We start from the raw sequence: 12,215 nt of genomic DNA, 5'->3' as shown, positions 1-12,215 counted from the left end.
CTACCGGGGCCCGATGGGTGACTGGAAGCGGAGCAGATAACCGTCTGGGTCGGTGACGAGGAACTGGCGCACGCCGAGCTCGGCGTCGCCGACCCGGTAGCTCTTCGTCTCTGGCGCCATGAAGAGGTCGATTCCCGCCGCAGCGAGGGCCGCGACGATGGGGTCGATATCGTCGACTTCGATCTGGAAGTTGATCCCTCGGCCCAGCGGTTTCTCGAGCGGACCCGTCACCCAATTGCGGCCGATACCGGCCTGCTCGAGCATGACGTGCGCCGACCCGCGCACGACGTAGGCGAAACCCTCGTCCGGCCGCGCGTATGTCACGGTGAAACCGCAGAGGTCGCGCCAAAAGGCGAGGCTCTCGTCGACATCGGTCACGAGCAGCTCAGGCACCAGGGCGGGTTCGAGCTCGCGCATCGGCGGTCGTTGGTCGTCAGAACTCATGGGGTCACCGTGCTGTCGTCAGTGCCTGCAGTGCCTGCAGTGCCTGCAGTGCCTGCAGTGCTTGCAGCGCCTGTGGCGCCCGACGGGTTCGCAGTGCCGGCCGTGCCGGCGACGTCGATGGATGGCTCGGGCGTCGCGATCAGGCGCATGAGCCGCTCGAGCAGCGGCAACGTGGCGCGGTCGGGGTCGAGCAACGCCTGAATGCGCAAACCGTCGATCATGGCGAGCACCATGGTGACCTTGTCGTCGGCAGAGAGTTCTTCGCTGTCGTGCGCGTTTGCCAGAGGCCCGGTGTGGAAGTGTTCGCGCATGCGTTCGCGTCGTGACACGAAGAACTCGTGGGCGGGATGCTCGGGGTTGGTGGCCGCGATCGTGATCGCGAGCCAGTTGCGCTGCTGTTCGGGATGTTCGAATTCGTCGCGCAGCACGCTGCTGAGCACCTGGTCGGCCGGCACGCGCGATTCCATGATGCGGCGGGCAAACTCCTCGTCGTCGGCGTCGCGTTGGGCGAGCGCGGCGAGCAGGAGTTCGTCTTTGGTGGCGAAGTGGCGCAGCAGGGCGCCGTGGGTCACGTTGGCGCGGGCCGCGATATCGCGCAAGGAGGCGCGTTCGTAACCGTGGTCGGCGATGCTCGCGCAGGCCGCGCGCACGATCTGGGCGCGCCGCGCGGGTGTCGCGGTGTAGGGCCCGCGGGGTCCGCGCGCAGAGGCCGCCCGCGTTTCTGCGTCGGCCTGCGGCGCTGCGGCCGTTGCGGATGCCTGGGCGGGTGTCGCGGTCATCAAAGGCCCCCTTTCGACACATCCCACAGATGTGACTTGCCAATTCTAACCAGTGTGGTTACAGTTGCGAAAAGTAACCACGGTGGTTACGTTTCGGCTGCTGGGGGGGCAGACGTCCGCGTGATAAAGGAGTCATGGTGACAACGAACGATCCCGACGCCCGAGCTGAGACCAGCGCGGGCATCGCCGCAGCCCAGCCCGTTCCCGGCGGCCGCGACCTCACCGACGACGGGCAGCAGACGCCCGACCCGGTCGCCCAGGAACCGCAGAAGCCCGTCAGCAAGAGCTACATCGTCTGGCTGATGCTCGCCAGCTTCGGCGGCTCGATGGCCATGATGGTGCCGCTCTCCTACGGCATCGCCCTGCGCGTCTCCGAGTTGGCACCGGGCCACGAAGAAGTGCTCGGCTACATCACGGGAACGGCTCAGCTGATCTACCTGGTCATCAGCCCGCTCGTCGGTCTCTGGAGCGACCGCACCCGTTCGCGCTTCGGCCGTCGCACGCCCTTCCTCTATCTCGGCATCTCGATCGGTCTCGTCGGCCTCGTCATCATGGGCCTCGCGCCCAACCTGCTCCTCGTCGGGGCCGGCTGGGTTCTCGGCATGATGGGCTGGTCGATCTCGGGGGCCGCCGTGCAGACCCTGCAGGCCGACAAGCTGCCCGACCGCCAGCGCGGAAGCGTCTCGGCCCTCACCAACCTGATGAACCAGATCGCGCCCGTGCTCGGCATCGGCGTGGCCTATGCCGTGTCGTCGAGCACGCTGCTCGTCTTCGTGGTTCCGGGACTCGTCGGCGCCATCCTCATCGCCCTGTTCCCGCTGTTCAAACCGGAGGGCAGCTCGAAGGACCTGCCGCACGGATCATCCGTCACCGTGGGTTCGCTCGTGCGCAGCTACGGCTTCAACGTGCGCAAATACCCCGACTTCGCCTGGAACTGGCTCGGGCGCTTCGTCTTCTTCGTCGGCCTCTACTTCAACACCACGTTCGGCACGTTCTTCTACGCCCAGCGGCTCGAGCTGCCGGTGCGGGAGGTGGCCGGCGTCGTCGCGACGGTCGGCATGCTCGGCGTCGTCGCGGCCGCCGGTGGGGCCATCCTCGGCGGGTTCCTGTCGGACAAGCTCAAGCGCCGCCGTCTCTTCGTGCTGATCGCCGCCGTCCTGTTCGTGGGAGGAGCCGTGGCCGAGGCCTTCGCCCACTCGTTGCCGCAACTCATCATCGGCGCCGTGCTCATGCAGATGGCCATCGCCGTCTTCGCCACCGTCGATCAGGCCATCATCTACGCCATCATCCCCGACCGCTCAGAGGCCGGTCGCTACATGGCCGTCGTGGCGTTCGCGCAGAAGATCCCCAGCGCCGTTGCGCCCCTCATTGCCTCCGTCGTCATCACGATCGGCGCGGTCGGCCCCGAGAAGAACTACACCGCGCTCTACCTGACGGGTGCCGTCTTCGCCCTCGTCGGTGGCGCCATCATCTTCGCCAAGGTGCGTTCCGTCCGATGAGCGAGGAGCACGTGCACATGAACGACGCAGGCTCCGACGCTCCCGGCATCTCGGACGTTCCTCACGGCCTCGCGATCGATTTCGGCGGCGACCAGTTCGCGGTCAGCGGTCCCAGGCCCCGCCTGTCGTGGAAACCCGTTTCGGATGTCGTGAGCTACGAGGTCGAGGCCGACATCGACGGCAGCCGGCACCTGTTCACCACCGCGCGCTACCGACACGTGGCGTGGCCATGGAAGCCGCTCGCGAGCCGTCAAGGCGTGCGGTGGCGGGTGCGCCCGCACGGAGGCGGCGGGTCGTGGTCAGCCTGGGCGGCTTTCGAGGCGGGCCTCTTCGACGAGGAGTGGTCGGGCGCGTGGATCTCCCCCCGCGAAAGCGTCGACGCGGGCCCCGGCCGACGCCCCGCCTACGACCTGTCGGTCGAGTTCGAGGTTCCCGCCGGCGTCGTGCGGGCCCGGCTGTACTCGACGGCGCTCGGCGTCTACACGGCGCACGTCAACGGCCATCGGGCGGGCGGTGCCGAACTGCTGCCCGGGTCGACGTCTTATGACCGGACTCTCTACGCGCAGGCATCCGATGTCGCCGTGGCGCTCACGCCGGGAATCAACCGGTTGAGCATCGAGCTCTCGGACGGCTGGTACCGCGGTCAGGTCGGGGCGTTCCGCCTTCCCGCGGGCTGGGGAACGACCACCGCTGCCCGGGCCGAACTGCACCTCGAACTGGCCGATGGCTCGACGCGCGTCATCCGCACCGACGGTGACTGGGTGTCGCGCCGCTCGCACACCGTGGCGGCGGACCTCATGGCGGGGCAGACCACCGACCTGAGCGCACCGGCCGACGCGCCGCAGCACGTCTTGCTCCCAGCCAGAGAGGCTCCGCGCATCGAGTGGTCGCCCGCACCGCCCGTGCGGGTCGTCGAGTCCCGCACGCCCGTCAGTGTGACGCAGACCGCACCAGACACCTGGGTGGTCGACATCGGCCAAAACGCCTCGGGATGGCTGCGGCTCACCGATCTGGGCCCCGCCGGCACCCGCACCACCATCGACTACGGCGAATACGTCGACGCCGCCGGAGACCTCGATACGTCGCACCTCGACGCGCAGAAACCCGGCGAGCCGAAGCAGGAGTTCGTGCAGCGCGACGTGGTGATCGCCGGCCCCGCTGGCGACGTCTTCGAGCCCCGCCACACCGTCCATGGTTTCCAATACGCCCGCATCACCCGCGAGGGCGCGTCCCTCGACCCCCGGTCCCTCACCATGCAGATCGTGCACACCGACCTGCGCCGCGCAGGGTCGTTCGCGTGCAGCGACCCCGATCTGAACCGGCTGCACGACATCGTCGACTGGAGCTTTCGCGGCAACGCCGTCGACGTGCCGACCGACTGCCCCACGCGCGAGCGCCTCGCCTGGACGGGGGACTACCAGGTCTTCGTCTCGACGGCCACGCGCCTCTACGACGTGCTCGGTTTCAGCCGCAAATGGCTGCAATCGGTGCGCGACGACCAGCTCGACGACGGGCGCATCGCCAACTTCTCGCCCGACGGCCGGCGCATCAAGCACCACCTCGACGACCAGTTCGCCATGATGACCGGTTCGGCCGGATGGGGTGACGCCATCGTCTCGGTGCCCTGGCATCTCTATGAGGCCTACGGCGACGAGCAGGTGTTGAGCGAGAACTGGTCGGCCATGCAGCGGTGGGTCGAGTGGGCACTCGACAAGGCGCGTACCGTGAGACATCCCGCCCGCGTCGAGGCCTCGCCCGAACCGGCACCGTTCGAGCAGTACCTCTGGGACGGCACGTTCCATTGGGGCGAGTGGACCGAACCGCAGGCCCGCGACGCCGACGGGGCGCGCATCGACCCCGTGAAGTCCAACCCGATGGCCTGGTTCATGGCCGACAAGGGTGAGGTCGGCACGGCGTACCTGTACTCGTCGACCCGCACTCTCGCGCGAGCGGCCGAGGTGCTCGGTCGCTCAGACGACGCCGTGCGCTATACGGCGCTCGCCGACGACATCCGCGACGCGTGGAGGAGCGCCTACCTGAACGCGGACGGCACGACCCGCACCGACACCCAGGCGGCCTATACGCGCGCCCTCGCCTTCGACCTGATCCCCGACGAGCTGCGGTCGGCGGCCCTCGACCGTCTCGTCGACCTCATCCGCGCGGCTGGCACGCATCTCGGCACCGGTTTCCTGGCGACGGGTTTCCTGCTGCCCGTACTGGCCGACGCGGGCCGAGCGGATGTCGCCTACGAGCTGTTGTTCCAGCGCACCTCGCCGTCGTGGCTCACCATGCTCGACCGGGGCGCGACCACCGTGTGGGAGGACTGGGACGGCATCGACGAGAACGGCGACGCCCACGAATCGCTCAACCACTACAGCAAGGGCACGGTGGCGCGCTTTCTGCACTCGCACACGCTGGGCCTGCGCCAGCTCGACGATTCGGTGGCCTGGGAATCCTTCGTCGTCGAACCGGTTCCGGGAGGCGGTCTCACGTGGGCTGAGGGTTCGCTCGATACCCCGAACGGCGTCATCCGCGTGCGCTGGGAGATCACGACCGGCTCGTCGCCGGCAGACGATGCGTCGGCCCGCATGACGATCAGCGTCGAAGTACCTCCCGGTTCGCGGGCGCGCCTGGTCTTTCCAGACGGCTCGGCGCGCGACGTGGGCCCCGGCAGCGTCACGGCCGAGGCGCCGCTGCGCCCCGACATCCTCGCCTCACTTTCACCTGCACCAGCACTCTCATTCGAAGGAGCATCATGACCGCTTTCCCCCACGGATTCCTCTGGGGCGCCGCCACCGCCGGCCACCAGATCGAGGGCAATAACGTGAACAGCGACTGGTGGGCGCGCGAGCAGCTCATGCCCGGCATGGAGCTCTCGGGCGATGCCTGCGACAGCTACCACCGCTACCGCGAAGACATCGATCTGCTCGCCGACGCGGGCCTCACCTCCTACCGCTTCAGCTTCGAGTGGTCGCGCATCGAACCCGTGCGCGGGCATTTCTCGCGTGCCGAACTCGCGCACTACCGCCGCATGATCGAGCACTGCTTCGATCGCGGCGTCACCCCCGTCGTCACGCTGCAGCACTTCACGACGCCGCAGTGGTTCGCCGAGGCGGGCGGATGGATGGCACCCGACGCCCCCGAGCGATTCCTGGCCTACGTCGAGCACGCCATCACGATCCTCGACGGCGTCGAATGGGTGGTCACATTCAACGAGCCCAACATGCAGGCCGCCATCATGACGGCCATGCGCCGCATGCAGGAATCGCAGAGCGGCGAGTGGCAGAGCCCGACGGTCGAAGGGGACGGCGAGCAGCAGACCCACAGCGACTTCCTGACCTACGCCGACCCCGAGATCGGCCGCATGTTCACGCGCATCCACCACCAGGCGCGCGAGCTCCTCCGTGCGCGGACGGACGCGAAGGTCGGTTGGACCGTTGCCGCTGGCGCGTTGACGGCTGCGCCGGGCGGCGAGCAGAAGTTGCTCGAGATCCGCTACGGCAAGGAAGACGTCTACTGGGAGGGGAGCCGCGGCGACGACTTCGTGGGTGTGCAGGCCTACTCCAGCCAGGAGGTCGACGCGCGGGGGTTGGTGCCGCATCCCAAGCTGCCCGACAACACCCTCGTCGGAACCTCCTACCGCCCCGACTCGCTCGCCATGGCCGTGCGCCACGCGTGGGACGTGACGGGCGGCGTGCCCGTGCTCATCACCGAGAACGGCATCGCGACGGCCGACGACGATCAGCGCATCCGCTACACGGCCGAAGCCCTGACGGGGCTCGCCACAACCCTGGGCGAGGGCATCGATGTCCGCGGATATCTGCACTGGTCGTTGCTCGACAACTTCGAGTGGGGTCACTGGGAGCCCACCTTCGGCCTCATCGCCGTCGACCGCGAAACCTTCCGGCGCACGCCCAAACCGAGCCTCGCGTGGCTCGGGGAGGTCGCCCGTCGCAATGCCATCGTGTCGGCCGCTGAGAGTGGCGCCAGCGTGAACGCCGAGGCCAGCGCATGACCTATCCCTTCGCCGACGCCTCGGCCACCCCGCTCGCCCGGTTGCTGTCGCTCGAGGGGCGGTCGGCCGTCGTCACGGGGGGCGCCCAGGGGCTCGGCAAGGCCATCGCGGTGCGGCTCGCCGAGGCGGGCGCGCACGTCGTCATCGGCGACCTCGACGGCGCGCGCGCCCAGGAGGCCGCGGCTGATCTCGTATCCCGTTTCGGTGGGCGCGCATCCGGCGTGACGCTCGACGTGACGGACGCGCGGTCCGTGGCGGCGACGGCCGCACACGCCGAGGAGCAGAACGGCCGCATCGACGTCTGGATCAACAACGCGGGCGTCTTCCCCAGCGTGCCCGTGCTCGACATGAGCGACGAACAGTGGGATGCCGTCTTCGCGGTGAACGCGCGCGGCGTCTTCACGGGTTCGCGGGAGGCCGCGCGCAGCATGTCCACGACGGGCGGCGGAGTCATCGTCAACGTGGCGTCGACCGCCGGTTTCCGGGGCACGGCGCCGGGTTTGGCCGCCTACGTCGGGTCGAAGCACGCCGTGCGGGGGCTGACGAAACAGACGGCGCTGGAGTTCGCGCCCCTCGGCATCCGCGTGCTCGGTGTCGCCCCCACGTTCGTGCCGACCGAGGGCAACCTGGCCGCCGCGGCCGCCCACGCGGGCGACGAACCCGTCGACATGGCGGTCATGACGAACAGCCTGATCGGCCGGCTCGGCACCCCCGACGACATCGCGCGCGTGGTGCTCTTCTGCGCCAGCGACGCGTCGCTCATCATGACGGGCAGCACGCTGCTCGCCGATGCGGGGCAGACGATCTAGCGCGGGACGGTGAGGATCTGCGCGCCGTCGTCGGTGATCGCGATGGTGTGCTCTGAGTGCGCCGTGCGGCAACCGGTGGCGCTCTTCAGGGTCCAGCCATCCGTGTCGGTGATGAGCCGGTCGGTGTCGGCCATGACCCAGGGTTCGATGGCGAGCAGCATGCCGGGGCGGAGCTTGAAGCCTCGTCCCGGCCGGCCGTTGTTGGGCACGGACGGGTCCTGGTGCATGGTGCTGCCCACGCCGTGGCCGCCGAATTCGGTGTTGACGCGGTAGCCGGCCGCCTCGAGCACGCCGCCGATGGTGTGCGAGATGTCGCCCATGCGCGTGCCCGGGCCGGCGATGTCGATGGCGGCCTGCAGGGCGTCGGATGTCGCGGCGATCAGCTTCTCGTCCTCGGGCCGTTTGGTGCTGCCCACGATGAACGACACGGCCGCGTCGGTGACGATTCCGCCCAGCGAGGCGGCGAAGTCGAGCGTGACGAGGTCGCCGTCGGCGAGGCGGTAGTCGTGCGGTTTGCCGTGCAGCACGGCGTCGTTGACCGAGGTGCAGATGGAGTGGCCGAAGGGGCCGCTGCCGAAGGAGGGCGCGTAGTCGACGTAGCAGGAGGTGGCCCCGGCCTGCGCGATCATCTGCGCGGCGAGACGGTCGATCTCGAGCAGGTTCATGCCGACGGTCGCGCGGTCGCGCAGGGTGCTGAGCACATCGCCGACGAAGTGGCCGCTGGCCTCGGCGCGCACGAGCTCGGTCTTGTCGAACAGTTCAATCACAGGGCATCCCTCACGTTTCGAATAACAATACCGGTAATACTATCCCGTGATTAGAATCGTGGGTATGGTTCGAATTCCGTTGGGTCCCGAAGAGCTCGCGCGCGGCCGGGAAGTCGGCTCGATTCTGCGCGCGGCCCGGGGCGAGCGCACGATGGTGGGCATCGCCACTGCCGCGGGCATCTCGCCCGAGACCCTGCGCAAGATCGAGACCGGCCGCATTGCCACTCCCTCGTTCTCGACGATCGCGGCGATCGCGAGCGTGCTTCACCTCTCGCTCGACGACCTGTGGGCCGCTGTCGATACCCGTGCCGAGACCGTCGCCGACCTGCCCGGCTACGAGCGCGCGTCTTAGCGACACGCGCACAAGGCGCATTCCCGGCCGTTTCGCGCGCTTCGCGCGCCGCGCGTCTCGCCCCTCGCGCTTCGCACACCGCGCGTCTCGCCCTCGCGCTTCGCACCGCGTGTCTTTCCCCTCCCGCGACGCCTTCTCGCCTGCTCTGGGCGCGTCGTCCCTCTTCTCGGCGAGCTCACGTCCGCCGGCGGTGATCCGTTCGGTTGCCCCTTCGGGCCGTCCCCGGTGCGCCCTCGGTGGCGCGCGGTGTCGGCGCGCCGAGAACTCGACGCGGCGATTGCTGCGAAACATCCGATGAATCCCGTACTGTAGGAGAAGCACTCACCCCGAGACGAAGGAGACACGAGGTGAAGCAACGCACCACGCGCGGCGGGCTCCGGCTCAGCGAGATCGGCCTCGGCACGGCCCAATTCGGCAACCTCTATCGCGAAACGACGGATGCTAAGGCGGCAGGAGCGGTCGAAGAGGCCTGGGCTCGCGGCATCCGCTATTTCGACACTGCGCCCCACTATGGCCTCGGGTTGTCGGAACGACGGCTCGGCGAGGCGCTGCGGCGGCACCCCCGCGACGAGTACGTTCTGTCGACGAAGGTCGGACGATTGCTGGAGCCCAACCCGGGCGGCGAGAATCAGCGCGACGACGACATCTTCGAGGTGAACGCCGCCACGCGCCGCCGCTGGGACTTCAGCGCCGACGGCGTGCGCCGCTCGATCGACGACAGCCTCGAGCGACTCGGCCTCGACCGCATCGACATCGTCTACCTGCACGACCCCGACGACCACGGCCAGCAGGCCATCGACGAGGCCATTCCCGCGCTCGTGAAACTGCGCGACGAGGGCGTCATCGGGGCCGTCGGCGTGGGAATGAACCAGTCGGCGCTGCCCACCGAATTCGTGCGGCGCACCGACATCGACCTCATCATGCTGGCCGGCCGCTACACGCTGCTCGACCAGGGCGCGTCGGCCGACCTCATGCCGGCCGCGCTCGAACGCGGCGTGGGCGTCGTGCTCGCGGGCGTCTACAACTCGGGGCTGCTCGCGACGGAGCATCCGCAACCGGGCGCCACCTTCGACTACGCCGAGGCGCCCGCATCCCTCATCGAGCGCGCCAACGCCATCGCCGCGGTCACCGAGCGCCACGGCGTGACGCTGCCCCAGGCCGCCATCGCGTTCGTGTTGCGGCACCCGGCGGTCGTGTCTGTGCCCATCGGCGCGCGTACGGCCCGCCAGGTGGGGAGCAACGTCGAGCGCTACGACGCACCCGTGCCCGAAGACCTCTGGCAGGACCTCACCGACGAGGGCCTGCTGCCTCCCGACGAAACCACCCCACAGAACCGAGAAACCCTATGACAACCATCACCGCCGCCGAGGTCGTCGACGTGCGCTTCCCCACCTCGTTGACCGCCGACGGCTCCGACGCCATGAACAAGGACGGCGACTACTCGGCGGCCTACGTCATCCTGCGCACCGACGACCCCGAGCTGTCGGGCTTCGGCTTCACGTTCACGATCGGCCGCGGCAACGACATCTGCGTGCTCGCCGCCGAGCAACGCGCGCTGCCGCTCATCGGTCTCAGGGTCGAAGATGTCGTTGGCGACCTCGGGGGCACCTACCGCTCGCTCAAATCCGATTCGCAACTGCGCTGGCTCGGTCCCGAGAAGGGTGTCGAGCACCTCGCCATGGCCGCCGTCATGAACGCCGTCTGGGATCTCGCGGCCCGCGTGGCCGGCAAACCGCTCTGGCGCCTGCTCGCCGATATGACGCCCGAAGAGCTCGTCGACGTCGCCGACCTGCAATACCTCTCCGATGCGCTCACCCGCTCCGAAGCCATCGCCATGCTCACCGAGTTGCAGCCCACACGTGAGGCCCGCATCGCCGAACTCGAGGCCACGGGTTACCCCTGCTACACGACGAGCGCCGGATGGCTGGGCTACTCCGACGAGAAACTGCGCCGCCTCTGCCAGGAGGCCGTCGACGCCGGCTACCGCCACGTGAAGTTGAAGGTGGGCGCGAACCTCGACGACGACATCCGCCGCTGCCGCATCGCGCGCGAGGTGTTGGGCGACGACGCCAACCTGATGATCGACGCCAACCAGGTGTGGGACGTGCCAGAGGCCATCGACTGGGTGAACGCGCTCGCCGAGTTCAAGCCGCTGTGGATCGAGGAGCCGACGAGCCCCGACGACATCCTGGGCCACGCTGCCGTGCGCCGCGCCGTCGCCCCCATCGGTGTGGCCACGGGTGAGCACGGCATGAACCGCGTGCTCTTCAAGCAGATGTTCCAGGCCGAGGCCATCGACTTCTGCCAGCTCGACTCGGCCCGGCTCGCGAGCATCAACGAGATCCTGTCGGTCTACCTCATGGCCAAGAAGTTCGGCGTGCCGGTGTGCCCGCACGCCGGCGGGGTCGGCCTGTGCGAGCTCGTGCAGCACCTGTCCATCTTCGACTACGTGGCCGTCTCCGGCTCGCTCGAGGGCCGCGTCACCGAATACGTCGACCACCTGCACGAGCACTTCGTCGACCCGTGCATCGTCGAGAACGGCGCCTACAGGCTTCCCACGCTTCCCGGCTACAGCGCCGAGATGCACGAGGCATCGCTCGCCGAGTTCGCGTTCCCGGCCGGCAGCTACTGGGCGGGGAGGTCGGCCGCGGCGTCGCTCGTCTCGGCCGGGTGAGTGTGCATGAAGTCCTCGACCGCGAGCAGGTGCGATCCCATCGCCAGGCGCGCGCGGTCGGGGTCTCCGGCCACGAGCGCGGCGAGGATGGCCCGGTGCTCGCGGTGCGTCTCGCGGATGGCGCCCTGCTCGCTGATCGCGCGCCACATGCGGCCGCGGATGGTGCGTGAGGACAGCGCCTCGATGAGCGCCGCCAGCGCGGGGTTCGAACTCGCGCGGGCGATGATGCTGTGGAACGCCAGGTCGGCGTCGAGCACGCGGCGGTGGTCGACGGGCTCGTCGCCCAGCGACATGTCCTCGATGCCCGCGAGCACGGCTTCGGCCTCGGCCAGCGCCGGGGGCTGAACGTGCAGCGCGGCTCGGGCGGCGGCCTCGGATTCGAGCACGCGTCGCACCGATTGCAGGTGCTCGGCGCCATCCGGGGTCTGCAGGTCGACCATGAAGCTCATGGGAGCGAGCAGCAGGCTCGAGTCGAGCGAGGTCACGTAGGTGCCGTCGCCCTGGCGGGTCTCGAGCACGCCCATGATGCAGAGCGCGCGCACCCCCTCGCGCAGTGATCCGCGCGAGATGCCCAGCTCGGCGGCGAGATCTTTCTCGACCGGCAGCCGCGAGCCGGCCCGCAGCGTGCCGTCGGTGATCATCTTCTTGATGCCGTGCAGCACGACGTCGGTCTGCGATCGGCCCGTCACCGCGAGGCGGGCCTGCGGCGAGCTGCCCGGAGCCGCCGAGTCGCCCTGCGTTGCCGAATCGCCCTGTGCTGTCATCCGATCATTCTAGCGACGGAGCGGGAAGCCGGCGGAAAACCGCTGCGATCGGCCCGCCCTATGGCTAGATTAGACATCCGGATGGCGTGAACGTCAGATGTATCCGCCTCCG

Annotated in this window: 11 protein-coding genes; 7 read left to right on the top strand and 4 right to left on the bottom strand. The window is 69.0% G+C overall.

From position 1 onward, the window contains the following. A complete protein-coding gene (locus tag ACZ6IE_RS13835) occupies nt 1-444 on the bottom strand; it encodes a bleomycin resistance protein (protein WP_464608441.1) in 444 nt (147 codons plus the stop codon). After that, nucleotides 441-1,223, bottom strand: a complete 783-nt coding sequence (locus tag ACZ6IE_RS13830; protein ID WP_464608440.1) for a TetR/AcrR family transcriptional regulator — start codon at nt 1,221-1,223, stop codon at nt 441-443. The genes ACZ6IE_RS13835 and ACZ6IE_RS13830 overlap by 4 nt, the downstream gene beginning before the upstream one ends. A gap of 134 nt (nt 1,224-1,357) precedes the next feature. Between ACZ6IE_RS13830 and ACZ6IE_RS13825 the strand changes: the two genes are divergently transcribed. Genes ACZ6IE_RS13825 through ACZ6IE_RS13810 form a run of 4 tightly spaced genes read left to right on the top strand, consistent with a single transcriptional unit; the run spans nt 1,358 to nt 7,546 of the window. Continuing rightward, a complete protein-coding gene (locus tag ACZ6IE_RS13825; RefSeq protein ID WP_464608439.1) occupies nt 1,358-2,722 on the top strand; it encodes an MFS transporter in 1,365 nt (454 codons plus the stop codon). Nucleotides 2,723-2,739: 17 nt separating this feature from the next. Next, complete coding sequence (locus ACZ6IE_RS13820; RefSeq protein ID WP_464608438.1) at nt 2,740-5,481, top strand: family 78 glycoside hydrolase catalytic domain; 2,742 nt, start codon at nt 2,740-2,742, stop codon at nt 5,479-5,481. Then, on the top strand, nt 5,478-6,737 hold the full coding sequence (locus tag ACZ6IE_RS13815; protein WP_464608437.1) for a glycoside hydrolase family 1 protein: 1,260 nt from the start codon (nt 5,478-5,480) through the stop codon (nt 6,735-6,737). The genes ACZ6IE_RS13820 and ACZ6IE_RS13815 overlap by 4 nt, the downstream gene beginning before the upstream one ends. Further along, complete coding sequence (locus ACZ6IE_RS13810) at nt 6,734-7,546, top strand: SDR family NAD(P)-dependent oxidoreductase (RefSeq protein ID WP_464608436.1); 813 nt, start codon at nt 6,734-6,736, stop codon at nt 7,544-7,546. Before ACZ6IE_RS13815 ends, ACZ6IE_RS13810 begins: the two co-directional genes overlap by 4 nt. Here the strand turns inward: ACZ6IE_RS13810 and map are convergent. After that, a complete protein-coding gene (gene map / locus ACZ6IE_RS13805; protein ID WP_464608435.1) occupies nt 7,543-8,313 on the bottom strand; it encodes a type I methionyl aminopeptidase in 771 nt (256 codons plus the stop codon). The two genes, ACZ6IE_RS13810 and map, sit on opposite strands and share 4 nt — an antisense overlap. A 64-nt stretch (nt 8,314-8,377) precedes the next feature. Here map and ACZ6IE_RS13800 point away from each other — a divergent pair, with 64 nt between their 5' ends. The 3 genes from ACZ6IE_RS13800 (at nt 8,378) to ACZ6IE_RS13790 (ending at nt 11,339) form a co-directional block, all read left to right on the top strand. After that, nucleotides 8,378-8,665: a helix-turn-helix domain-containing protein gene (locus ACZ6IE_RS13800; RefSeq protein WP_464608434.1), complete on the top strand. Its 288-nt coding sequence runs from the start codon at nt 8,378-8,380 to the stop codon at nt 8,663-8,665. A gap of 347 nt (nt 8,666-9,012) precedes the next feature. Beyond that, nucleotides 9,013-10,014 (top strand): aldo/keto reductase, encoded by a 1,002-nt coding sequence (locus ACZ6IE_RS13795; RefSeq protein WP_464608433.1) that lies wholly within the window; start codon nt 9,013-9,015, stop codon nt 10,012-10,014. Then, nucleotides 10,011-11,339: an L-fuconate dehydratase gene (locus tag ACZ6IE_RS13790; protein WP_464608432.1), complete on the top strand. Its 1,329-nt coding sequence runs from the start codon at nt 10,011-10,013 to the stop codon at nt 11,337-11,339. The genes ACZ6IE_RS13795 and ACZ6IE_RS13790 overlap by 4 nt, the downstream gene beginning before the upstream one ends. Here ACZ6IE_RS13790 and ACZ6IE_RS13785 read toward each other — a convergent pair. After that, nucleotides 11,291-12,103, bottom strand: a complete 813-nt coding sequence (locus ACZ6IE_RS13785; protein WP_464608431.1) for a FadR/GntR family transcriptional regulator — start codon at nt 12,101-12,103, stop codon at nt 11,291-11,293. The two genes, ACZ6IE_RS13790 and ACZ6IE_RS13785, sit on opposite strands and share 49 nt — an antisense overlap. Nucleotides 12,104-12,215: the final 112 nt, after the last annotated feature.

Source organism: Okibacterium sp. AC114 (assembly GCF_979253355.1).
The sequence above is the reverse complement of the archived record's forward strand: the minus strand, read 5'-3'. Positions and strand labels throughout refer to the sequence as shown.

Bases quoted from the DNA above. Each gene is read 5' to 3' on its own strand.
- ACZ6IE_RS13835 (WP_464608441.1), bottom strand. From the start codon at position 444: ATGAGTTCTGACGACCAACGACCGCCGATGCGCGAGCTCGAACCCGCC.
- ACZ6IE_RS13830 (WP_464608440.1), bottom strand. From the start codon at position 1,223: ATGACCGCGACACCCGCCCAGGCATCCGCAACGGCCGCAGCGCCGCAG.
- ACZ6IE_RS13825 (WP_464608439.1), top strand. From the start codon at position 1,358: ATGGTGACAACGAACGATCCCGACGCCCGAGCTGAGACCAGCGCGGGC.
- ACZ6IE_RS13820 (WP_464608438.1), top strand. From the start codon at position 2,740: ATGAACGACGCAGGCTCCGACGCTCCCGGCATCTCGGACGTTCCTCAC.
- ACZ6IE_RS13815 (WP_464608437.1), top strand. From the start codon at position 5,478: ATGACCGCTTTCCCCCACGGATTCCTCTGGGGCGCCGCCACCGCCGGC.
- ACZ6IE_RS13810 (WP_464608436.1), top strand. From the start codon at position 6,734: ATGACCTATCCCTTCGCCGACGCCTCGGCCACCCCGCTCGCCCGGTTG.
- ACZ6IE_RS13800 (WP_464608434.1), top strand. From the start codon at position 8,378: ATGGTTCGAATTCCGTTGGGTCCCGAAGAGCTCGCGCGCGGCCGGGAA.
- ACZ6IE_RS13790 (WP_464608432.1), top strand. From the start codon at position 10,011: ATGACAACCATCACCGCCGCCGAGGTCGTCGACGTGCGCTTCCCCACC.
- ACZ6IE_RS13785 (WP_464608431.1), bottom strand. From the start codon at position 12,103: ATGACAGCACAGGGCGATTCGGCAACGCAGGGCGACTCGGCGGCTCCG.